The sequence below is a fragment of the Candidatus Dependentiae bacterium genome, from assembly GCA_013821315.1.
Lineage (GTDB): Bacteria > Babelota > Babeliae > Babelales > Babelaceae > JACDHA01.
This window is the reverse complement of sequence record JACDHA010000006.1, coordinates 1-25,371: the sequence shown is the minus strand read 5'-3', so window position 1 is coordinate 25,371 and position 25,371 is coordinate 1. Positions and strand designations below refer to the sequence as shown.

General features: G+C 34.3%; 16 protein-coding genes. 9 read left to right on the top strand and 7 right to left on the bottom strand.

Annotated elements, in window-relative coordinates; all coding sequences use genetic code 11:
* The 9 genes from H0X48_02240 (at position 1) to H0X48_02200 (ending at position 13,086) form a co-directional block, all read left to right on the top strand.
* Positions 1-2,694 carry a sel1 repeat family protein gene (locus tag H0X48_02240; GenBank protein ID MBA3954117.1) on the top strand — a complete coding sequence of 898 codons (2,694 nt, stop codon included), beginning with the start codon at positions 1-3 and terminating at the stop codon, positions 2,692-2,694.
* Positions 2,695-2,793: 99 nt separating this feature from the next.
* Positions 2,794-4,191: a PhoH family protein gene (locus H0X48_02235; GenBank protein MBA3954116.1), complete on the top strand. Its 1,398-nt coding sequence runs from the start codon at positions 2,794-2,796 to the stop codon at positions 4,189-4,191.
* A gap of 176 nt (positions 4,192-4,367) precedes the next feature.
* The gene (locus H0X48_02230) at positions 4,368-5,594 is read left to right on the top strand and encodes a hypothetical protein (protein MBA3954115.1); all 1,227 of its coding nucleotides are present in this window, start codon (positions 4,368-4,370) and stop codon (positions 5,592-5,594) included.
* Between the two features lie 580 nt (positions 5,595-6,174).
* Positions 6,175-7,335, top strand: coding sequence for an ankyrin repeat domain-containing protein (locus H0X48_02225; GenBank protein ID MBA3954114.1), 1,161 nt, complete (start codon positions 6,175-6,177; stop codon positions 7,333-7,335).
* 80 nt (positions 7,336-7,415) lie between these two features.
* A complete protein-coding gene (locus H0X48_02220; protein MBA3954113.1) occupies positions 7,416-7,604 on the top strand; it encodes a hypothetical protein in 189 nt (62 codons plus the stop codon).
* A 179-nt stretch (positions 7,605-7,783) separates the two neighbouring features.
* On the top strand, positions 7,784-9,151 hold the full coding sequence (locus H0X48_02215) for a transposase (GenBank protein MBA3954112.1): 1,368 nt from the start codon (positions 7,784-7,786) through the stop codon (positions 9,149-9,151).
* Positions 9,152-9,324: 173 nt separating this feature from the next.
* Positions 9,325-10,305: an ankyrin repeat domain-containing protein gene (locus H0X48_02210; protein ID MBA3954111.1), complete on the top strand. Its 981-nt coding sequence runs from the start codon at positions 9,325-9,327 to the stop codon at positions 10,303-10,305.
* A gap of 183 nt (positions 10,306-10,488) precedes the next feature.
* On the top strand, positions 10,489-11,700 hold the full coding sequence (locus H0X48_02205) for an ankyrin repeat domain-containing protein (GenBank protein MBA3954110.1): 1,212 nt from the start codon (positions 10,489-10,491) through the stop codon (positions 11,698-11,700).
* Between the two features lie 183 nt (positions 11,701-11,883).
* Positions 11,884-13,086 carry an ankyrin repeat domain-containing protein gene (locus tag H0X48_02200; GenBank protein MBA3954109.1) on the top strand — a complete coding sequence of 401 codons (1,203 nt, stop codon included), beginning with the start codon at positions 11,884-11,886 and terminating at the stop codon, positions 13,084-13,086.
* Positions 13,087-13,150: 64 nt separating this feature from the next.
* Here H0X48_02200 and dnaE read toward each other — a convergent pair whose 3' ends face one another.
* The 7 genes from dnaE to ruvB all read right to left on the bottom strand — a co-directional run bounded on the left by dnaE (position 13,151) and on the right by ruvB (position 25,218).
* A complete protein-coding gene (dnaE, locus tag H0X48_02195) occupies positions 13,151-16,585 on the bottom strand; it encodes a DNA polymerase III subunit alpha (protein MBA3954108.1) in 3,435 nt (1,144 codons plus the stop codon).
* A 106-nt stretch (positions 16,586-16,691) separates the two neighbouring features.
* Positions 16,692-19,736, bottom strand: coding sequence for a hypothetical protein (locus tag H0X48_02190; protein ID MBA3954107.1), 3,045 nt, complete (start codon positions 19,734-19,736; stop codon positions 16,692-16,694).
* Between the two features lie 17 nt (positions 19,737-19,753).
* Complete coding sequence (locus tag H0X48_02185; protein MBA3954106.1) at positions 19,754-21,247, bottom strand: hypothetical protein; 1,494 nt, start codon at positions 21,245-21,247, stop codon at positions 19,754-19,756.
* 84 nt (positions 21,248-21,331) lie between these two features.
* A complete protein-coding gene (locus tag H0X48_02180; GenBank protein ID MBA3954105.1) occupies positions 21,332-22,441 on the bottom strand; it encodes an SEL1-like repeat protein in 1,110 nt (369 codons plus the stop codon).
* Positions 22,442-22,561: 120 nt separating this feature from the next.
* Positions 22,562-23,446 (bottom strand): YicC family protein, encoded by an 885-nt coding sequence (locus H0X48_02175; GenBank protein MBA3954104.1) that lies wholly within the window; start codon positions 23,444-23,446, stop codon positions 22,562-22,564.
* An 11-nt stretch (positions 23,447-23,457) separates the two neighbouring features.
* Entirely contained in the window at positions 23,458-24,174 is a 717-nt protein-coding gene (locus tag H0X48_02170) for a YebC/PmpR family DNA-binding transcriptional regulator (protein MBA3954103.1), read from the bottom strand.
* Positions 24,175-24,186: 12 nt separating this feature from the next.
* Positions 24,187-25,218: a Holliday junction branch migration DNA helicase RuvB gene (ruvB, locus tag H0X48_02165; GenBank protein ID MBA3954102.1), complete on the bottom strand. Its 1,032-nt coding sequence runs from the start codon at positions 25,216-25,218 to the stop codon at positions 24,187-24,189.
* Positions 25,219-25,371: the final 153 nt, after the last annotated feature.

Below are 25,371 nucleotides of genomic sequence, written 5' to 3'. Positions count from 1 at the left end.
ATGCTTTTAAAAAAAAGATACCTCTTTTTTGTTTTTTACCTAACGTCAGCTTGTATATATGCAGTTGATCAATCAGAGCTCGTAGCTAAGAGTGCTTATATTCAATGGCCTGACTTACTTAAATCTCCTGGTGATCAACAAGATGATCAGTGGCTTGCTACTCATTACCTAGCTAGTTTAGTTTGCGCCGATAAAACAAGTTGTTATTACGACCCAGAAGAAGCTCTTACCTATTTAAAAATTGCCGTTGACGGCCGTTATGCGCCGGCTTTAGCGTTTCTGGGTAATTTATATTTTAATGGCCTCTTAGTGCCTCAAGACAGTGCAGCAGGGTTAAGTTATACTACTCAAGCTGCTCAATTAGGTAATATGTATGCTTGTTATTTGCTAGGGTATAATTATCTTACCGGTACTCATGTGCAAGTTGATAGTAATGCTGCTGTTTACTGGCTTACTCAGGCGGCTGTTAAAGGGCATTGTAAATCTCAGTATCTTTTAGGCTATTATTTTCAATCGCTTAATAATCTTGCAGATGCTCGTAGATGGTATAAACAAGCAGCTGATCAGGCACATCCAGAATCATGTTTTGCTTATGCTTGTCTTGAAAGGGCTCAAGGTAACTATGGTATTGCTCAAGAGTATTTAAAAAAAGCTATTCAGCTTAATTATAAAGCAGCTTGCTGCGAACTAGGAAGCTTATATGTACTGGGTAAAGGTGTAAAGAAAGATTATGATAAAGCATATAAATTTTTTTGTTATGGTGCCCAGCTTGGTGATGAACGTGCAGCTGCTAATAAAGCTAATCTAGAAAAAGAAGATCAGCAGGTAACAAGTTTTCGTGAATTGTTAAAAAAGACTCAAGATCTTGAAGTTAAAGAATATTGTGCTAGTAGCTTAAAATTATTAGGTAAAAATCCTGAAAGTTCAACTGAGCTTTTTATGCTAGCAGAATCGCTTTTAAAAAATACTAAAGATAAAGTAAATTTAACAAAGGCTGTAGAATGCTATGAAAAAATTCTTACAGAAATTACTGCTCATAACGATCCTCTAGCTTTAAAAGAATTTTACACTCATATAGAACAGATCTCTCAACATTCATTTGCAGCCCGCTGTTATATAGTGTCTTTGGCTGTACGTGGCTATTATCCAAGAATACCTACTTTTGAGAGCCTTATAGATTACTTTGAGGATCTTTATAAGCAAAGCATTAAACAAAATAGGTGCTTATCAAAAATAGGATTATTTAAGCATTTAGAATTGTTAGTAGATAAAGGTAGCGCTCAAGCTGCTCATTTGCTTGCCTATGTCTACATGATGGCTAATAACTACTATACTGAAGACAAGGTAACTTTGTATGTAAATAAAGCACTTGAACTTGGTAGTACCGATATATTGTCATTTATTATCAGCTTGCTTGATCAAGGAATACATTTAAGTTTCTATACAAAAGAATCTATAGATAGGATAGAAAAGCTTTGTTTGGACGGTAATAATCAAGCTACATTTATTAGAGCAATATGGCATGTTTATGGTGACCCACTAGAGCAGGATTTAGCAAGTGGTCTAGAGAGCTTAAACCAGGTAGTACATGAGGAACCAAACAACGCAAGTGCTCATTATTACTTAGCTTATGCACTACGAAAGTCTTTTGAAAACACTCAAGATGAGATAGCAAGAGACCTGTTAAGTAAAAAAATCATTAATCATCTAACAGTAGCAGCTCAGCTAGGGTTTACCGCTGCTTTATTTGAATTAGGCAGTTTACTAAGAGATGGCCTTTCTTTAAAAGGGAAAGTAATTGTAACAAGTAATCCTAAAGCTGCATACGTTTATTTAAAACAAGCTGCCGATAAAGGACATAGAGAATCACTGCATCTTTTAGGACTTATGTATTATTTTGGGACAGGTATTTCTAAAGATTATAGTCAAGCAGTAGAGCTTTTTAAAAAGTCTTATAAAGCTGGGTTTAATGAAGCTATAAATTCTTTGGGACTAATTCTTTTAAACAAACAGCATAGTGCTCTACTTGCTCATAAAGATATGGGTAAGCTCTTTGAATATGTTAAATCTATAGCTGATGACCCTACTAATGAAGACTGTTTTACTGCAGCTTCATTTGTTATTGAAGCTTATAGCGAGGGCTGTGGTGTTAAAAAAGATACTCTTCAAGCTTTACAGTATGCCTTTACAACTTTAACGCCGCTGGCTTTTACGAGTGTAGGCACCCTTAAAAATGGAAAATTAGCGTTTATAATTAGTCGATTAATTTCTGATACACATTGTAATGCTCTTTCACTTGAAGCCAAGAAGTTGGCATACAAGCTTAAAGATGCTTATTTTAGTCGCTATATAGCTTATTTGCTCAACATAGTAGAGGATAAAAATAGTCCCCACTATGAAGAAGCTGTTGTTGGACTAACTAGAGTGTTTTTTTATGGCCAAGGTGTTGCAAAAGACATAAAGCAATCAATTCGTTATGCTTTTTTGATTTTACGTGATGAAGATAAAAAACAGAGACTGCAACAACCACTTCAAGATCTTTTTAAAGGTGTACTACAAGGCCTTGTGCAAGAACTAAACTTTTTAAGTAAGTATAGGTATGATATACAAGCTAATCAACTATTAAGTTTGCTCTCTCATGTTATATCTGAAAGTTGTTGGTCTGATATTTTACCTAGCTGTCTAGTAAGTTAGCGGTATTTCTAGTACTCTAGAAATACTATTGAAGTTATCTGTATGGCTATGGTACAGTGACGTTTGATAAGGCTAAAATTTTTGACTAAGGAAACTAGTATGGCAGCGCGCGAATTACTGTATATTTTAGATACTAACGTACTCATTCATGATCCTGAATCTATTTTTAATTTTGAAAATAGCATCGTTGGGATTCCTATAGCAGTTCTTGAAGAACTTGATAAATTTAAAAATGATCCAGGGCAACGTGGCTTTACTACACGTAAAGTCATAAGATATTTTGATGCACTACGAAATCGTGGTAATTTAAAAGAAGGTGTTACCCTTGATAATGGGAGCAAGCTTCAGGTCTTTTTTACACCTCATGAGGATGTTGCGTGCAGTAGCTTTGAATTGGATCAAGGTATAAAAGACAATGAAATCTTGTATACAGCTTGGTGCATGCAAAAAAAAGGCTACGACGTTAAATTTGTCTCTAAAGATATTAATGCTCGTGTAAAATCAGATGTTATTGGTGTAGAAGCTCTTGATTATACGCAAGGTGGCGTTGAGAAAGACCAAATCTATAAAGGTTGGATTAAGCTACAAGTACCCTCAATACAACTTAAAAAAGATTCTCCTGAGGAACTTGATCAACTTTCTCGTGAGCAGGAGCTGACAATTAACCAATATGTCTTGCTTGAAAGTAGACATAATCCTTATAATTATGTGGTATTTAGGTATTTGGGTAACCATAAATTTAAACCAGTACAAGCGCCACAATTAAGGTGGCCTTTAGAGGCACGTAATCCTCAGCAGCTTATGGCGCTCGATGCCCTTTTTGATAGTTCTATACCACTTGTTACTTTAATTGGTCCTGCAGGTACTGGTAAGACTTTCTTAGCGCTCCTTGCAGCTTTACACAAAGTACTTATTGAACATGAGTTTGAGAAGATTTTAGTTAGCAGGCCTGTTATACCTTTGGGTAATGATATTGGCTATTTACCAGGCGATATTCAAGAAAAATTGCATAGCTGGATGCAGCCTATCTATGATAATATGGATTTTATAACTCATTCTGCTAATGTTGCTAATCAAATGGCAGTCTATAAAGATGAAAATTTTAATCCTAAAAGCTCCAATAAATATAAGCATAAAAAACCTCATAAAGATACAAGCATAGCTTCTTTAGATGAGCTTATAAAAGAAGGCAAGTTAAGCCTTGAAGCTATTACTTATATGCGTGGTCGTTCTATACCGTATCAATTTATTCTTATAGATGAAGTACAAAACTTAACACCTCATGAAGTTAAAACACTTATTAGCCGTGTGGGTGAAGGTAGTAAAATAATTTTAGCCGGTGATCCATTTCAAATTGATTCACCATACTTAGATATTACAAGTAACGGTCTTGTAGTAGCAGCTTCTCGCTTTAAGGGTCAGCCCTTATTTGCTAGTGTTTACTTAGAGTCAAGTGAGCGTAGTGAATTAAGCAGATTGGCTAACGAATTATTATAATTAAGTATACTTATATTTCAAAAGGTGCAGGCTACAACAAAGATTTAAATTCTTGCTGTAGCCTGCACCTTTTGATTAATTCTTTGAATGTAAAGCTTGCTTGTATAAAGTTTGCAATATGTTATAGTAATAAATATAATAATTTAAATTAACATATTATCTAATAAGGAAATACAATGCAGGCTAAAAATATTAAAAGAGTAATAAGTGGATTTGTACTTTGTACACCATTACTTATAAAAGGTATGGATGATAATGAAATTCAAATGAAACTTATAACCTCAGATAATGCAGAGATAACTGTAACCAGGCAGGAAATAGCATTAAGTGCAGTACTCCAAACACAACTTAATTTTAATTCTAGTCATGTTGATAGTAAGCAATTTCAGTTAGCTGATATAGATAAAGAATCGGCTGAGCGGTTTGTTAAACTACTCAAGCTTATAGTGTTACAAGGAAATAATCCTATTATTATTGATATGCAGCTTGCGTATTATACCACTACACCCAATGACCAAAGTGTAATAATTAATCGTATCTTAGAAAAACTAACCTTACAAGAGCTTTTACAATTATTACGTATTAGCTCTTTACTACAATTAACTACCCAATTTAACCAAGTTATATGTCACTATGTAGTAGAGCAATTAGGATCTCCTAAAGTAATGCAACTTTGTTTGTCCTCACGAGGTTTTCTTGAAGATATCTTAACAGCCTTACCTGAAGAGATGGTAAGCATTTTAAGAGAAAAGTTATGTAGTAAAAGAGGTTACTTATTGTGGGGGTGCTTATCTAAGTTAGGTAGGTTTTCAAACAACAGACTACAAAATTATGATGATCAATCTTTAGGTAAGGGTGAGCTAGAGCGCGATTATGACACAGCTGGTGTGTATAGCATTAAAAGTACAAAAAATGGTAAAATTCTTGGCACTTTTAGTCCTAGAGGCTATATGCATAGACATGCGGTATTTGGTAATGAATGTGCTCTTATTGAAACATATAGTCAGGGAGACCAATGTTATTTTAGTATTTACGATATTGCTACCAATAAATGTATTACTACTGTAAAAGCACCAATAGACAAAGCATCTTTTTGTGATAATTTAAAGGAAAACGTAGTATCAGATAATAAGCTAAATATAGTATATACTTTAACAAATCCAGATTTGATAAAAGTGTGTGAAATAGAATCTGTGGTACGACATTTGTCATTTGAACAAGTTTATTTTCTCATTCTTGCTGAACATGCTTATTTAAATGATTTGTCTCTCCCTTTAAAATCAGTTGCAAAATTGCAGTCTCTTTATAACGATCTAGATAGAGAAATACAAGAAAACCATTTTGATATACGTTACCAGAACATAATGCAAAAAGGTAATAGAGGTTATTGCATTATATCTTAAGATTATTTAGAAAATCTTTAAAATACTTTCTGACTACAAGAGGAGCTTAAGCTCCTCTTTTTCTGATCTAAAACAGCATCGTTCTATGTACGTTATATTTTTTTGCACCTAGGAGAGCTTGAGCATCAAGGTGCCCTTTGTCTTTTGTCGCAAATATTAACGTCTTTTCTTATTCTTTAAAATGTAAATTAAGGCTGTTAAACTAGATGCTAGATTATTTTTAAAGTTAAAAATAAGTTGAGCCTTCAAAGCTTTCAGATAACCTTTCAATAAGTTTCGCTTACTTCACTCTCATCAAGAAGTAAATCTATAAGTATTTTATAGTTATAATTGGATTTTAAAAAGTAAAAATTGACATTTATTATATTTAATATATAATAAATAATACAAAATAAAAATAATAAAAACGCGTACTTACTATAAATAAGCCCCTATGGCAAAACTATAAGCTAGTAAACGTAGTGTCCAATTAAATAAATATATAAAGACTAAATGCGTCAGGTTTACTGTGTCAAAAAATACTTTTTTTAAGTTTCTAGTTTTTTCTTCAGTTCTTAGTTTTTTAATTAACATTAATTGTATGGATAAACAAAGTGATGGAGTAAATTATCTTACAAAGCTTCCAGATGAGCTTAAAAGTAAAATAATGTTACATATGGTTGAGAGTTATATACCTTCTGCAACAGATGAAGTGGGTAAGCAGATGAGTACTACAAGATATTTGGCTTATAGTTGTAAAGAGTTATACAACATTTTTATGCGTAATGAAGATTTTAATAAAAGAGCTCATATTACTCTCTATAATAAGATGCTAAGGATAGTAAATACTATGTTAGCTGTTCTTGATAAATCTCCGCTAGATGATAATGAATATAATAGTGAAGTGCTTGATACAAATACTGAATTTGAACTTGAACCCTACACTTCTATCGAAGAAGAGACGGCAGAAATTGAGCTTGGAGTAAAAGCGTGTACTGCTATTGCAATAGGTACACCTGCTGCTAAAGCTATTTTTAACAGTTTATTTGCCGATAGAAAAGCAGCTTATTTATTTATTCTTAATGAAGTAGTAAGAGCTCATGCTGACAAGGAAGAAGTACAAAAGCAAGCAGCTATCTACGGTATATATGATAAAAATGGAATTCTAGGTAAAAATGACTATTATATTAAGAATTGCCAGTATATAACAGCAAAATTTTTACAGTGGACTGAAGGTATTTATGCAAAAAGATGTTATGCAAACTCTCCCTTGCTTATTTGTGCTGTAGGTAATAAAAATAAACCGTTAACTACGTTTTTAATACTTATGAACACTGATATTACTGTCCAAGATCAAGAGGGTAACACAGCTTTAACCATAATTGCTCGTGATAGTGAAGATAAAGATATAGCATCTTTACTCATTGAGAAAAACATAGACATCAATAAAGCTAATTACCAAGGATTTACCGCACTTAATTACGCAGTAGCCACTAGCAAATTTGCTCTAGCAAAACTTCTTATTGAAAATGGTGCTAACTATAATAATTTACCAAGTGAATCTTTAGAAATTGGATACCCGATAGAAACAGCGTTTGATTTTGTTGCCCGTAAAAGTAACCAATATCCTCAAGAAAATCGGTGGAATGAATTAAAAGATCTTATGCAAAGTAAAAATAAAGATAATAATCAGTGGAATGAATTAAAAGATTCTAGGCAAAGTAAAAATAAAGATAATAAGTGGTCATGTATAGTTCAATAATTAATTAAGAGTCCTATTAAAGAGGCTCTTAATAAGATAAATAAATTATTAATTAAATTAAACAGATAACAAGGATTTGAATGTTAAAAAATAGCATAGTGCGCTTCTTAATTCTTTCTTTATCACTTGGACTTTTAAACAGTACTAAGTCTATGCAGCGTCTTAACGATTCAAATAACTTTATTACACTACCTCAAGAGCTTAAAAATATCATACTATTACAGTTAGTTACTCTTCCAAAGAGTTATAATCGTTTAGATGTGGGCTAGTTAACTGTGTGGCTAAACTTGCTCAAAGTTAACTATTGTTTATCAATATAAGTAAGATTATTAAATGTTGCAGCATAGTGTGATTAGATCTTGCTAATATAGCCTGTTGTCACATTTTAAGGTATAATTAAGATAAGAAAAAAGTAATTAATGCTCTTATCAATGGCTATTAAAACCATATGAAACAAACTCTTGCAGTAATTAGATTGCAATTAACACCTGATAAAGTAACAGCTGCATGTTTAGATGATCAATCACGTAAATGCAATGTGTTATATAACAAAGTATTGGAAAATGCTTATAGCCTTAAGGAGTCATTTAAGGCTACAGGGGATTTGCAAGTTGCTCAATTATTGTATAGTGCTTGGGGATTAAGAAATTTAGTGCCTGGTATTAAAAGTCAGTATCCTTACCTTAAAAGCGTTTATTCAGCGCCTCTTAAAAACGCTGCTCTTAGAGTCACTGAGAGTATTAAAGCGTATCAGCAATCTCGTAAAGGAAAGCGTAAAGGAGCTAAAACAGGATGGCCGCGCTTTCGCTCATGGTCTTCAAGTTGGTTTTCTTTACTCTATGATGAGCCACTGAGAGGTTACAAATTTAAAGGTAATACTCTTATACTTTCACTTGGTACAGGAAGCGACAATAAGCGCCATTCTCTTACGGTACCTATGAGTGACGGGCATGTTCTAGAGGGTAAAGAAGTTCGCAATCTACGTATTGTAAAAGAGTCAGGTATCTTTAGCGCAGTGATAACCATAGTACGCTCAGTACCAGAAACAAAGCCTATCAAAAGAGTGCTTGCGTTAGATCCTAACCATAAAAACTTTGCGTATGGCGTTGATAATGAAGGCAAAGCTCTTGAGATTGCAGCACCCTTTTGGTTGAAGGTATTTGATCTAAGATTAGATGGGTTAAAATCAAAATTAGATCGTTGTAAAAAGAGATCATATCTTATACCTGTAGTTGATGCTCAAGGAAATCTTCTTAAACAACGATGGCAATCATCGCGACGTTATAACAAAATAGCAACTGTCTATGCTAAAGCGCGTACAAAACGACGAGAACTCACTAAATTGTTTTGTTATAGGCTTTCTAACTATCTTTATAAACAGTACGATTTAGTAGCTGTTGGTGATTATACACCACGCGGTAACGGCATAACAACCCCTATGAGAAGAGCTATGAACAATCGTTCACTTATTGGACGGTTTAAAGAAATACTCTCGTGGGTAGCGCTTAAATCAGGCAAATCATATCATGAGTTTGCTGAAAAAGGCACTACCCGTACTTGTCATGCTTGTGAGTTTATTGTACCAAATGGCCTTGCGCCACATGTACGTCAATGGACGTGTCCATCATGCTCAGCACAGCACATTCGTGATGAAAATGCTGCATGCAATGGACTAAGAAAGACCCTGCGGGATCTTTCACTAAAAAGCAAAGAGTTATCTTTGCCAGTGCCCAGCTCGGGCCATGTTCTTATAAAAGAACGTTGGGCTTGGAGAGTTGCATCTAGTAGTGCTTTATGCACCGCGGGGATACAATAGCGCTCTACGCGCATCTTCAAGAAATTAAAACTGAATGCGTGGTAGCATCAGATCAAAAGTTACCTATAACTAAGTTTAAGTAACTTTTGAAGAGCGGTAAGAGAGACATCAAAAGTAATATTTCTAATTTAAGAGAATTAGCATTTTCATGTAAAAGTTTTTATAACTATTTTATGGACAGTCCTACTTTAAATACGCAGGTTTTTGAAAAATTATATACTCATCAAAGGTTAACATTCACAAAATCAGAAGCTCATGCTCTTTCAATAGCTAGACAAGCTAATTTCTCTGAGAAAGATAAAGAAGAGTTTGAGTTGGTTTTAAAAAATAAGATCTTAATTGCTTTAGGTACCTCTCAAGCTAAATTCCTTTTTGACCAGCATTGTATGCAAGGCAAAACAGCTAAAGAAAAGCATGATTATGTACTACAATTGTTACTAGCAGCTTGCACAGATTTAAACAATTGCCGTAAGATTAAACTTGATCAGGGCTATGCAGGAGACTATGGGTGTACCGATAAAGCGTCTGAAATAAAATATGAAATAAATAAATTGCTGCATTGGTTATGTGCTGATATAAATATGATTGAGACTTTAGACAACTCTTCTTTATTTATTTATGTAGCAAAAAGCTTAAATAAAAAGTGTGTTAAATTACTACTTGCTCAAGGAGCGAATGTTAATTTAAAAGATAGAGACGGTGATACTGCTCTTTTAGCCATTTGCAGAAATAGTGGGGGAAAGCGCATTTTCCAAGAAGAGATACGTTTGAAAATAGTTTCTTTACTTATTGATGCAGGCGCACAAATAAACGAGCTTAGTGCTGAAGGATTGGCACCAATTCAGTATGTTCTAAGGGCAGCTTCTCCTTCTCTCATTTATATAGAAAACAATAACCCACGTTTCTCATTTCATCATAGCCTAACGACCGAGTCTATAAATTATATAAAACTTGCAGCATTACTTACTGAAAAAGGTGCTAATTGTGATTTTAGACCAAGCAAATCTTTAGAAGTTGGTAAACCTCTAGAAACGGCTTACCAATTTGTTTGTCGTAAATGTGAGAAAGACACCTATCTTAGACTAGAGTGGCTAGACTTAAAAAGTCTTATGGAAAAACAACAAGCTAATAAAAAGTGGTGTATAATCCAATAAATAATTAAAATAGTTAAAAGCTCAACTTAGGTTGGGCTTTTTGATTTTAAAAAAACTAAAATCTTGTGTGTAGTCCGTTCTTTATAACTTTTAAAATAGTGGTTTAAATTGACATTTATATAATTTAATATAAAATAAAATAAGTATATAGTGTAAATATTATAAATTTAGAAAAGGGTTAGTATGTCAAACAACAACAGATTTCATTTTTTAATGTTCTTTTTATCACTTGGGTTTTTAAATGCTACTAAATGTATGCAAGCACCTGCTGATTTCAATTATTTTGCTGCATTACCTCAAGAGCTCAAAAAAAAAATATTGCTACAATTAGTTACTCTCCCAGAAATTAATATTCCTAATAAGTATAAGATAGATATTAAGTACTACATTTCTGATCTAAGAAATGTAGCGTTTTCATGTAACAATCTTTATAAGTATTTTATGAACGATGCTAATTTTAATAGAGAAGCTTTTGAAAAAATGTACACACAACTACCAAATTTAGTATCTGAAAAAGCACAAGCTCAGGATCTTTTAAACAACGGGCGAATAATTCCTCTACGTGAGAATGAGAGAAAACTGTTTGATTTATCTTTAAAAATTCAAACTTTGATTGCTTTAGGTACTTCTCAAGCTAAATTGTTCTTTGATGAACAATGCATGCAAGGTAAAACAGCTACAGAAATAGGACTTAATCTGCTGCAGCTATTAATAAACGCTTGTAGCAGATTAAGTTCTATTTCTTATCCTGGCTTTAATAAACACCAGTGTACACCTATTGAAATAACAGAGTATAAAACTGATCTTGCCAAAGAGAGATACACAATAAATAAGCTGATACAGTGGTTAGGTGCAGATGTAAATATGATTGTTGATTCAAATAACTCTTCTTTACTTATGCATGCAACAAAAACACTCAATAAAAGATGTGTTAAGTTATTGCTTTCTAAAGGAGCAAGTATTAACTTAAAAGATAAAGAGGGTAATACAGCTCTTCTTGTAGCTATTTTAGCACTTAAGGATGAGCAATATATTAACTACCAGTCATTCTTAAAATTAGTCTCTTTGTTTATAGATGCAGGAGCAAACGTAAATGATAGTAATACTAAAGGGTTTACCCCACTTCATTATACTCTCATGTCATCTTTCTCTTCCTCTCTAAGTGTAGCTGAAACTTCTAGAGGAATAGCAAAAGTACTTATCGAAAAAGGTGCTAATTGCGACTTTAGGCCTCGTGGATCTTTAGAATCTGGTCAGCCTTTAGAAACTCCTTACCAGTTTGTTTGTCGTAAACATACTTATGAGGAAGATAATCACACTAAGCGCGATTGGGCTCATTTAAAGGATCTTATGGAAAAGCAGCAGGCTGATAAGAAATGGTGTGTAATCCAATAAAAAATTAAAACAGTTAAAAGCTCAACTTCGGTTGAGCTTTTTTGATTTTAAAATCACAAGTTTTAGTTTTAGCTCTTTCTTTATAGCTGTTAAAATGGTATTTTAAATTGACATTTGTATAATTTAATATAAAATAGAATAACTATATAATATAAATATTATAAAATTTATTAAAGGCTTATTGTGTCAAAAAACAACCGATTCATTTTTGTAATTCTCTTTTTATTACTTGGATTTTTCAATAGTACTACCTCTATGCAGACACCGAGTGATTTAAATTATTTTGCCGTATTGCCTCAAGACCTTAAAAAAGCAATACTACTACAGTTAGTTACTGTTCAAGAAGTTAGTATTTCGGATGGTTATGTTAGGGACATTAAGTACCATATCTTTGATCTAAGAAATACAGCACTCTCATGTAAAAGCCTGTATAACTATTTTATGGACAATGCTGCTTTTAATAGAGAAGCTTTTGATAAAATGTATACAGAGTTACAAAGTGTAGTATCGCAAGAATTACAAGTTGATAGTCTTTTAAAAGGCAAAAGAGCAGCTTCATTACGTGAAGATAATAGGTCTCAGTTAGAGTTTATTTTAAAAAATTGGACTTTGATTGCTTTAGGTACTTCTCAAGCTAAATTGTTCTTTGATGAACAGTGCATGCAAGGCAAAACAGATACAGAAAAGCATGCTTATCTGCTCCTATTATTACTAAAGACTTGCGAACAATTAAGCTATCTCTCTAATCCCAAACATAATCAAAATTGTACAGACACCCAAATAGCACAATATAAATCTAATGTTTCCAAAGTGAAATACGAGATAAATAAGCTGATGCAGTGGTTAGGTGCGGATGTAAATATGATTGTTGACTCAAATAACTCTTCCTTGCTTATGTACGCAGCAAAAAAAATTAATAAAAAGTGGGCTAAGTTATTACTTGCTAAAGGAGCCAACATTAATTTAAAAGATAAAGAGGGCAATACAGCTCTTTTTATAGCTCTTTTAGCAAACAATAATAAGAAATCTATTAGTTATCCAGCGTTCTTAGACTTAGTCTCTTTGCTTATAAATGCAGGAGCACAAGTAAACGATCTTAATGTTAAAGGACTTACCCCACTTCATTATGCTCTAATGGCCTCTACCTCTTCTAAAATATCTAAATCTATAACTGCTAAAGAAGTTGTAAAAGTGCTTACTCAAAAAGGCGCTAATTGCGATTTTAGGTCTAGTGAATCGTTAGAGGTTGGTCAGCCTTTAGAAACTTCTTATGAATTTGTTTGTCGTCAATATAATAAAAGTAGTTATTATAGACACGATTGGGCTGATTTAAAGGCTCTTATGGAAAAGCAGCAGGCTGATAAAAAGTGGTGTGTAATCCAATAAATAATACTCTATTGAAAAGCCCGAATTAATTCGGGCTTTTTTACTTCTTACTGCGCGTTACTATTTAAAAGAGTATTGTGAGAGTTATATTATATTTTTCTAACTCTAAAAGAGCTTGGGCATCTAAGCGTATTTTATCTTTAGCCACTAAGCGTAGTGGTTTTTCTTTTTCTACAAAATGGAACTCAAGCCCCGTAGAACCAGTTACAAGTTTGCTTTTAAGAGTAGAAAGTAATGCAGGCTCAAAATTCTCTGGTAATCCTACAACAAGCTTTTCACAAGCCCAAGGCTCAAACAATAAATCAAGTGGAATACACGTTTGTGCTTTAATTTTAGGTGTTTGTGTTGAAGTAGTATCAAGAGTCCCTTTAACTAAAAAGACTTGGTAGCTATCAAGCCAGGGCCCTACTTGAGTGTACAATTTAGGAAACACCACTATTTCAGCGCGGCTTGTCGTATCTTCTAGAGTTAAAAAGGCCATTTTGTCACCTTTTTTAGTGGTAACTACTTTGCTTGCAGCAAGTGAACCACCACAAATAATTGCACTTTCTATAGGTAATTTACTCGCTTGAGCAAAGTGCGTAGTTTGTGCCCACGCTAGTTGCCGTGCATAGCTATCAAGCGGTTGCGCTGTTACATAGAGGCCTACAACTTCTTTTTCTTTTTCAAGCTTAATAGCATCAGACCATTCTGCACGTGCTTGGTACATGAAAATTTCTGTGTCTTCTTGTCCTTGGGTTGCTGCTTTACGTTGATCAAAAAGACCGAGTTGGCCTGTGCGTGCGGCTTTCTTTTTTTCAAGTGCTCTATCGATAACTTTTGCTAGCTCTTCAAACTTTTGAGACCTGTTGCCTGGCAGTTGATCAAGTGCTCCTGAGTAAATTAAACTTTCAAGCACACGCTTATTGCAACTACGTAAATCAACACGATTACATAAATCAAGTAGATCCCTAAAAGAGCCTTTAGCTTCACGCTCTTTAATAATATTTTCAAGTGCTGTTTTACCAACGTTTTTAATACCATGTAGTCCAAAGCGTATGTTGCCATCAACTACACTAAAGTTAACCTGCGATTGGTTAACGTCAGGCGGCAGTATAGTAAGGCCTATCTCTTTGGCAGCTTGTACGTAAAACGCCATTTGATCGCCGTCGCTTGCTTCTAAAGAAATTAAGCAGGCCATAAATTCAGCACAAAAATTGGCTTTTAAATAAGCAGTTTGATAAGCAATAAGCGCATAAGCAGCTGAGTGAGATTTGTTAAATCCGTAGCCTGCAAAGTAGGCCATAAGATCAAATAATTCACCCGATTTTTTTCCATCAAAATTACGTTTTATGGCACGTTCGACAAAAATAGCTTTTTGTCTGTCCATCTCGTCAGCTTTTTTCTTACCCATAGCACGACGTAATATATCAGCTTCACCTAAACTATAATTGGCTATAGAAGAAGCTATTTTTATTACTTGCTCTTGATAAACAATTACGCCATACGTCTCTTTTAAAAGTGGCTCTAACTCAGGAAAGATATACTTAATAGGCTGTCTGCCATGCTTACATTCAATAAAGTCGTCAACCATTCCTGAGCCTAATGGCCCGGGTCTATACAGCGCGTTAACGGCGATTATGTCTTCAAAGCAAGCGGGTTGCAAGCGCCTTAATACATCTTTAAGACCATCAGATTCTAACTGGAATACCCCAGAAGTTTCACCACGGCATAACAAAGCAAATGTTTTAGCATCATCAAGTGGTAGTTTAGTTATATCTATTGTAAGAGCATGGTTTTGCTGTATAAGTTTTATTGCTCTATCGATAAGTGTTAAATTTTTAAGCCCCAGAAAGTCCATCTTTAAGTACCCAAGACTTTCAAGTTCAGTCATTGCATACTGGGTAACCAAATCAGTTGATTTTGAAGGTATATAGACAGGAAGCACATCGCTTATAGGTTCAGGTGATATTACTATACCTGCAGCATGTTTAGATGCATGGCGTGTTATTCCTTCTAAGCGCAATGCAAGATCAAACAGCTTTGCAACATTGGGACTGCCTGCGATAAGTTCTTTGAGCTTAGGTTCTTGTTCAAGAGCTTCAGTAAGGGTAATTTTAAGCTGATCTGGTATAAGATCAGTTAAGGCATTTGAATCTTCAAAGGGAAATCCTAAAGCGCGTGCTACGTCTTTGATTACACCTTTAGCCATCATAGTACCAAAGGTAATAATTTGGCACACTTTGTCATGGCCATATTTGGTGCGAACATATTCTATGACAGCATCACGACCCTCAATACAAAAATCTATATCTATATCAGGCATAGAGATTCGTTCAGGGTTTAAAAAACGCTCAAAAAGCAGGTTGTACTTAAGCGGATCTATATCAGTAATCTGTAGTGCCCAGGCAACAAGCGATCCAGCTGCTGATCCACGACCAGGACCCACAGGAATGCCGTTTGTGCGAGCCCAGCCTATAAAGTCACTTACTACTAAAAAGTAACCAATAAAGCCCATACTTACGATAAGCTTTATTTCTACGCTTAAGCGATCCCAATAGAGTTCTGGTTGATTTATATCGATACGCCCTGTATCAAACAGCTTTTGTAGGCCTGTTTTACAGAGCTCTTCAAAATAACTTTCTTGAGTATAGGTGTCTGGTATTTCAAATTGAGGAAAAAAAAGCTTGCCCGTTTCAAAGGTAAAGTTACACATATCAGCAATTTTTCCGGTATTCCAGATAGCTTCAGGATTATCTTTAAATATCTCGAGCATCTCGTTTTGTGTGCGCATGTGTACACGACAATCACCAAAAGTAAATCTGCCTGGGTCGGTAACTTTATGATGTGTTTGAATAGCAAGCATGACTTCATGAGCTTCACGATCTTCTGGAGTTACATAATGGCAATCACCAGTTGCTACTACGTGAACGTCTTTACGCTTGGCTATTTCAAAAATCTTTTTATTTAATATTTTTTGGTCTTCTTGATCTTCAGGCTGTACTTCAAGATAAAAGCGCTCTTTGCCAAATACACGTAAAAACCAGTCTATTCTTTTGTCAGCTTCTTCGTAGTTGTTTTGCATAAGCAAGCTTGGTATATGGCCACCTAAGCATGCAGAGGTAACAATAAGGCCTTCAGAGTATTGTTCTAAAATAGCGTAATCTATACGAGGTTTAAAATAAAATCCCTGTTGATAAGCAAATGAGATAAGCTTACATAAATTTTTATACCCTACAGCATTTTGTACCAGTAAAATTAAATGATAATACTTATTATCAGCGTCACGTAAGGCTGCATTTTCAGTGAAATAAGCTTCCATACCTAGTATGGGCTTAATGCCAGCTTTTTGGGCTTGTTGGAAAAACTTTACAGCACCAAAAATATTACCATGATCGGTAATGGCCAAAGCTTTAAAATTATTTTTTTTACCGAAGTTGACAAGCTTATCAAGAGTAATAGCGCCATCAAGTAGTGAATGATCAGTATGTAAGTGTAAATGCGTGAAATGTTTATCCATAAAATAGTGGTACTAAGCAAAAAGGGTGTAAACTGAAAATTAGCTATAAAAAAAGGCGTATACTCTAAGTATACACCTCTCTTATGTTTGTTGCCAGTTAACAAGTCTAATGTATAGTGCTCGTAGTTTTTGTAAGTTGTTGTTGTATACAAAAATCTATTTCATGTTTTTTTATAGGTATATAAAAGAAGGATGAGCCAATTTTACCTAAAGAATATTTGTCACCGTTAGGTAATTGCTTTAATTTGTCAGAAATTCTTAAAGCATTACCTGCGCCTGTTTGAAAGCTACAGACAACGACAAGTACATTTGTTTTATCTTTAAAATTTTGTTTAGTGGTTAACAAGTAGTTAAGATTACTGGCATTGCTCAATGCTGTATAACAATAAAGCACACTATTTTTTAGCTGAACACTAGACCATTTTTTGCCATTTCCTAATGCCAGTGCATCGTTAACCCACTGATAAGAACTTGCTCCTGAGTTGTCTATTATTTGAGTGAGCTGCTTTTTAAACTGGGGTTTATCTTCTTTATGGTCAGGTTGTGCTCTAGCATGCTCATACGCACTATGCATTGCTTCTATATGGCTACTTTCTGCACCAAAAATTAATACAAGTATATCTTTGTTTGCCAGCGGGCTCAGTGTTTTTAAACTTTCGGGTGTTACACAAGCATTGTGTAGCTGACTAGAGACTATAAGTTGACGAGCAACATCGTTACAAATTAAAGCTTTTAATTTATTTTGATAGCTTATTTCTTCTGGTCCCATTAAGTCAAGCATTATGCGGCGGTAAGTTAGAGGAGCATTTTTTTGTAATAAGTTAATGCCCTTTATTCCTAGTTGGTGAGTATAGGTTTTAAATGCATTAATATCTTTTACTAAAATTGGATTTGCTTGTTTAAAGTTTGCTAGTGGGTATAAAGTAACAATAGAAGGCACAACTCTAGAGTCTCCTTTGTCGATAATAAATTCTATAAAAATTTTATCTTTACCATTTTTGCATACCCCAACAGATTTTGTTATTTGTTCGTTTGGCGTATTGTTCAAGGCTAGTTGTTGCACTTTAATGGAATGTAAAGCCTCAGCTATGCAGGTAAGCAAAACAGTTTCCTGAGCAAAGGCGGGCGGAAATAGCGTTGAGCATTTAGCATCAAGTAACGTGCTCGGTGTTGTGTTTGTAGAAGTAGTGCTAGAGTTACTTGTGCTTACGTGCTTTAGCGTGCCTAGTGAAATAGCTGTATTTCTTGGACAATAGAGCAAAGTGTCTTTGTCTATCATAAGAGTAACGGTAGTAATACTATCATCTATATTTTTAAAGTTCCAAGATTTTTCAACTTTATTTGTAGGTGCATTTTCAGAGCTAAACTCATGAATGCCACTAATTTTAGTGGGTTGTTCTAATTGAGTTATATGTTCTAAATTAAGTTCCCACTTATCTGCAAGTGCTTGTCTATTTATAACGGCTTTATAGTTATCTAATAAAGTTTGTATGTAAAGTAATAAACGTTTATTTTTAGGGCAAACTTTAGCTGATTTTATAAAATAATAGACTGGTTGCCCTGTAGCAGGATCCTTAGAAACGCTTGGGTAATAGTCTAAAAGCGCTATAAGGAAGTTAAAAATATCTTGAGGTCCCTCTTTTAACTCAGTTGTTTGTATAAAGTAACAGATAAAATGAGGCATAAAATCAGTAGGAGTTCTTTCTTGGGCTAATATAAGCTCTCTCAATGTTCTGGTACTTATCGTCTTTGTAGTATCTTCATGAAAAAGAAGAGGTTGATCGCTTATACTAGAGCGTGCAATTGCTGTTAGAGCTTCTTGATTTTTATCATAAGTACAGCAGGTAGTGAGCGCTTGAGCTATTTTTTGTAATGCGTTATGAGCCTCTCTGTTATGAATACTACCAGGTAAATGGTGCTCTAATTGTTTGCTTATTTCATAAGCTAGTCGGTTATTTAATTGTGTTTTTTCAAGAGTGTTGTTTGAAATATAATTTTCTATAATACTTTTCAGTTCTCTTTGCGTTAGAGAGGTATAGAGTGCAGAAAGTTCTTCAAGGGTTTCTTTAAGTAACGCAAACTGAGCAGAAGTACTATCAAGCCTGTAGATCCAATCTTGGCCATTAGGAAGTTTTTTACGTATCTCTTCTGGTAAAGATTTGAGTGCGATTTCAACTTCTTTATAGAGTTGGTTGTCATCATCTAATGCAGGTGATTTTAAACTATTTACTGCTGCAAATGCTTCCTGGAACTTTTTCTCTTTTATAAAGGTTTTAATTTCTGTTAAATCACTTACGGCTTTAGTGTTTAATAGAGTAACTAATTGCTCTATCTTTTTTTTATGTGCTTCTATAGGGCCTGGCAAGCAGGCTTTAAGCTCTTCTATTTGAAATGCTGATAAATTATTTTTGCCCGCAGAAATATCAATTTTAGGTATACTACTTAAAATGCCGGTGCTGTTCGTAATATCGTTTGCATATATTTTATACATATCGGTTAATAAGCTTTTCTGTATATGAGCTAGTATGTTTTCTGTATCAGAAAAGGTATTATAAGCATCTTCAATACATTTTACGAGTTTTAAAAAATATTCTGAAGTAGAAAAATGAGCTGCTAATTCTTTTGGCCACTCTTTTTGTATATGCATACTAATTTCTTGTGCTAGTGCTCTGTTTCTAGCATGTATTTTTGCATTGATTTGTTCTAAAATAGTGTTATTTTTAGCCACGTTCGTAGCTAGCGGATGGTTTTTATCTGCAACTAATTCTTCAAGGTTAACTTTTGCTAAAGAAAGCAAAAATGCATCTCGATTTACTGTGTTATCTGCACCAAAGAGCACAAGCAATTCATCAAAGCCTTCTAAAAGGGTAGTAACAGTTTTTTTGACTGTATCTAATTCTTCGTTTTTTGCCGCATGTCTTTTAAGCTCTTGTGGCTCTGTTATTTTGTTGCTTGAAAAGTCATATTTTTGTGATTCTTTAAATAAGCTATAGGCTTTAAGATAAGCTGTGCGTTTACGGAAAGTATCATAAGCAGGGGTTTTAGCTGTTTGTGGCAGCACATTTTTCATCATTGAGTATAAATAAGGATCGTGTATACCTATAAGCGTTAGGCTTAATAGAAGAGCACGGATCAGAGTAGTAGAATTCATAATGTTCTCTTCTGGAGTTATTCTGCGTTTTGTAAGATGTTTTGAAGTATAAACTGCATCTCAGTACCGTCATGGTTATGAATTACAAGGCTTTGTAAGAGTTTACTACTGTCTTTATAAGCTTGTTCTCCTAAAACAATAGCTCTACCAGATTGAGCTAACAGGCGTAGGGCAAATTTATATAATGTAGTGCGTGTCTTTTGAGTTTTAAATGCCTTGCTATAGTATTCATTGGCAAGTGCTATGTTAGAAGTGCCACCTAAGTTATGCATATAAAAATGGTAAAGTTTATATAAAGCAATAGCAGAGTTATGATGAGATGCCCCAAGTTCATAGTAGCGTCGGGCAAGCTTTGTATTAATAGTAGTTCCTATACCATATTCATATAATAATCCTATGTTAATACAAGTATCTTTAGATCTATCATAGGCAGTCTGAAGCAATAAAGCAGAACATTCTTGTTGTGGGGAAACAGGAAAAGAAAACCCATGTGAAAAGTTTCCTACATAATTAAATTCTGCATCTGACAATGAATGAATGGTAAATAAAGTAACAAATATATTAAAATTTTTAAAAAGTTCTACAAAGTTTCTGTAAGGGGAATCTTGTATATAGTCAGAAGAATTTCTGCGTGTATGAGTAGTTTTTATCTTTTTAAGTGTATGACCTAATTGGTTTATTGCATTGGCTGGTTCTAATAAGTCAAGAAGCAGATTCTTGGTTTTTTTTGGTAAAGAGCACCACTGTACTATAGCGTAAGCTGTATGATAGTTTTGATCTAGCATATCTTTGAGTTCAGGCTCTTCATTAACTATACAACGTACAGTTTCTATATGTTCTTCTAAATCTTGATTTTTAAGGTTAAAAGAGGATATCAGCTCTTTTACTGCTTCATGGAGTACTGTGTGCTTTAGTTCTTTTGGGTCTTCGTTTTTGTTTATCGTTTTTCTATAAAGTACTTCTAACAAAGAAACTTTTCCCAAAGTAATATCTAGAGGTGTTTGGCCAGCCTTGTTTTTTTGACCAATAAGTGTTGGTTTAAGGGCCAAGATGCGCGCAACCATGTCAGAGTTACCTTCTAGTATTGCCCTGTGAAGTAGGTTGTTGCCATGTATATCCAGTAAGTTGCCACAGCCAAGTTTGCATGCTAATTTTAATTTCTTAATATTATCTTCTTTGAAAACTTGAGAGATTAATTCGCTACAGAGTCTTTTGCAAAGTATACGAGCATCACAATAGAATACTTTTTTTGTAGTTAGGTTTACTACTTCAGCAAGTAAAAAAGGCATAGTGCTAGAATCTGATGACAGAGCTAAAAGATCGCTCAGTTTTTTACCACTTAGGCCATCTAAAGTATCAGCACCTAGTACATTACTAAGCTCTAGGGGAGCTTTATAATCAAGTGGTCTTTGGAGTATTTTTGGCAGATTATTTGACATACTTAAGCTATTGCTAGCCATGAGGACTAAGCCACTTAAAATAAACGTAATAACAGAATTTTTTTTATGCATACTAATTTTACACAATAATGGGTGAATACTATTTTTACTCTTTTTATTATTGTACTATTAGTAATTTTTAATGTCAAATGCTTTTTAAACAGCAGGTGCTTGTCTGGTGTGCAGTAATGTGTTTATAAAATTTATTTTATTTTTTTGTTCTAAGCTAAGTATTTTTATACAAGAGTTATCAATTGCATCTACTATTTCCTGTACTTTACAGAGGCTATCTCTACCTAAATAAAGTCCACCCTTATTACTGGTAAGAAGGTCGAGAGAGAAATCTAAGAGTTTGTCTATAGATGTTTCAAACAAGGCTTGAGTCATGTGGTAGTCAGCTATTATTTTGTAGAGTTTATTTTGTTTTGCCTTGAGATGGTATTGCTCTAATGGATTAGTGCTATTTGAGTTGCTTTTTGCATTTTGTAGATCTTTGTACAGCTCTTTAACCTTTTCAATATAAGACTGAGTAGTTGCTGATGATCGCAAAGACAAAGGATGTAATGTTATATATGTTTCAAGAAGGTTTTTATCAAGTGACTGTTTATGTTCACAAATAGTTTTTGGATTCAAGAGATAGCTTATAGATATATGTGCCTCATGTAAGCCCTTTTTAGCTGCTAGGCAATAATAATAAAGTGCCAAGCGATAATCTTTTTCGATTCCAGAACCATGTTCACAGCACAATCCAAGCATTAAAAAATAAGAGGCAAATTCCAAGTTTGAGTTTTCATCTACAGCTTGTTTAGCTCTACTGGCAAAATCAATCAAAGTAAGTTTTTTATGATTGCCGTTTGTAGCATCAAGTGAATTTGCTAGATAATGCCATGTTCCATCAAGTGGATGCAGTAAAAAATACTCTAAAAAAACAGTTGAGGATAAAGTTAGTTGATTTTCTTTTAGTTCATTGTAATCATAATACTCATAAAAACGAGTATCATCAGCCAGCAGATGTACTTTGCGTGCTAAAATAAAGGGTACTTGTTGCTGTTTATATTTTTCAAAAAGCTTTTTAAACGGTATTCCAGAAGCCTGTTCCTTGGAGTTTTTTTCTAGATCGCTTTTAATATGTTGATCAATTATGGCAGGTAAGCTGTTTGATAAAAAGGAATCTGTTATCATTGCTAGAGAAAGAAAGCTAAAAGACAGCACTAGAATAGTAATCCCTACTGATCCCTTAAAAAATTTTTCAGTAATTTTGTGCATAATTCTTCCTGTAGCTCTCATTATATACTAATACATGTACTCTAGTAGCTCTTTTTAGCCTACTATATATTTGACAAAATGTCAAATGATGCATTTATATTTATTTTATTTAATTTCAATTTAAACTATATTTTGTGATTGTTCACGTGCTTTTTCAAGTTCAAACTTTATATTAATAGCAAGGCTACTAATTGTAGCATCTAAGCATTTAGAGGCTATTGTATTAATCTCTCTAAAAAGCTCTTGGAGAGTGAAATCAAGTTTTTTGCCTTTTTCTTTGTTACTAGATTCAAGGCATTGAGTTAAACTGTCTAGATGCGTTTTAAAACGTACAATTTCTTCGTGTATATCCATCTTTTCAAGTTGGCTGTATATCATCATGTTTTGAGATTCATGGCTAACTTCTTGATTATTTTCTGCAAGTACTGCTTTGAAATTGTTAAGTAATGTTTCTTTGCGTTGTTTGAGTACTTCTTGTGCGCGTGGCTCTAACTTTTCAAGATACTGTTTTATAAAAACAATGCGTTGATTAATATCATGGGCTAGTTGTGACCCTTCTTGGATACGAGTCTGATTGAGTGATTCAATAAGTTCACTTATAGCTTGCATAATAGTAGCAGTTGTAGCCTCGTCTATAAGGCCTTCCTTGACTTCAAATATATTAGGTAATGTTAAAATATCGCTTACCGATACAGAGCCACTTAAAGAAAATTGCTGTTTTATAGTTTCAAGAGCTTTTAGGTAGCCACCGACAGTAGTTAAAGAGGGCTCAATACCTGAGGTTAAAGCATGCGGATTAGTCATATACACAGTAGCGTACACATTGCCTCTATACAGTTTAGCCTTGCACAGCTTGATAATATCTGTTTCTAAATGGGTGAGTAAGTAAGGCAATTTACAATTTACTTCAAAAAAACGAGAGTTTAGTGACTTTAATGTCATAGTTAAATGTATTTTGCCAACTTCAAGTATAGTTGAGCTAAAACCTGTCATGCTTAATACCATGGTATAGTTCTTTATGCTAAATTAGTGTAAACGTTTTGTACATCATCTAAATCTTCTATGGCTCCTAAAAATTCGAAAGCTTTTTCTTCTAAATCAGGGCCGAGCTCTATTGTTTCTCGAGGCAACCACTCTATTTCTGAATTTTCTACTTTTATGCCCATACTAGTAAGCCCTTGTTTGACTTCTTCTAGTGCTTTGGCATCAGTTATAATACTAAAAGTATCATCTTCCTCTTTAATATCTTTTACTGGGTACGCAAGAAGGTTTTCAAGTAACGTATCTTCAGTAAGCCCAGTTGTAGGTACTTCAAGAACACCTAATTTGTCAAACATCCAACTTACAGCACCACTTTCAGCAAGAATGCCGCCTTTTTTACTAAATAATGTACGAAGTTCAGCTATAGCTCTATTTTTGTTATCGGTAAGTACTTCAATAAGTATGGCGCTATTGCCTGGGCCATATCCTTCATACATGTACCGTTCATAGCTTACGCCTGGAAGCTCTCCGGTGCCACGCTTGATAGCCCTAATAGTATTTTCTTGAGGCATATTGATCTCTTTAGCTTTTTCCATTAAAAAGCGTAAGCGAGCGTTCCCTGCAGGGTCTCCTCCGCCTGAACGGGCAGCTATAGAGATCTCTTTTATGAGTTTAGTAAAAAGTTTGCCTCTTTTTGAATCTTCTTTTGCTTTTTTATGTTTAATTTGTTTCCATTTTGAATGGCCAGCCATGCTGAGAGACTCCTACGATAGTAGCTGTTGTCCAAAAAACTTGCTTTTTAAATAAGGTAACGTTTTATAGGGAATCTGTCGACCTCGTGATGTTTTTTCTAGGTAGCCACGACGTAGCAAAAAAGGCTCATAGACGTCTTCTAATGTGTGTGCATCTTCGCCAAGCACCGAGGCTAGTGTTTCAAGACCGACAGGTCCACCGTTAAAGCATTCAATAATAGTTTTAAGTAAAGTATAGTCAAGTCTATTTAATCCTTCTGAATCTATGCCTAAAAAACTGAGCGCTTCTCTCACAATATCATCTGATGCTTGACCATTATAATTAACTTGTGCAAAATCCCGTACACGACGTAATAACTTTTTTGCTATACGAGGCGTGCCACGCGCTGCTTGGCCTATAAGTAGTGCGGCATCATTTGAAAGAGAGACTTTTAAATAGCGCGCATTTTGTAGTACTATATCTTTTAAATCGGTATCTTCGTAAAATTCTAGCCGCTCACTAATGCCAAAACGGCTACGTAGTGGTGCTGAGAGCATACCTGTTTTTGTTGTAGCGCCTACAAGAGTAAAAGGACTTAATGGCAAATTAATAGATTGTGCACCTGCTCCTTGGCCAATAATTACGTCTACTTTAAAATGTTCCATTGCACTATATAACACTTCTTCTACAGGTGTTGGCATACGGTGTATCTCATCTATAAATAAAATATCGCGTGGCTCAAGGCCTGAAAGTAATGCTACTAAGTCACCCGTGCGCTCAAGCATAGGGCCACTACAAATTTTAATGCCCACTCCCATAATATGGGCCATAATTTGTGCTAGAGTAGTTTTTCCTAGCCCCGGTGGACCAAAAAGCAACAGATGGTCAAGAGGCTCTTTGCGCATTAAAGCAGCGGTAGTGTATACATGTAATTTTTGTTTGAGTTCTTTTTGCCCTAAATAGTCGTCAAAGCTTTTAGGATGAAAATCAAGACTTTGATCTTCTTGTACTTCTTGTAGATGCAAAAAGCTTATGCTTTCAGGTGATTTCATAGTCACATCCATTTAATTTTAAAAATTTATCTATACACTAAGTATACACTATATTAATCTTTTTGAGGAGTGTGCATAGTGCCTACAACAAAAAAAACCTTTTTAGCCTACCTGATTATAAGTTATGTTATGTGCATGAGCTTTTTCTGCTCCCTAGCTATGCAC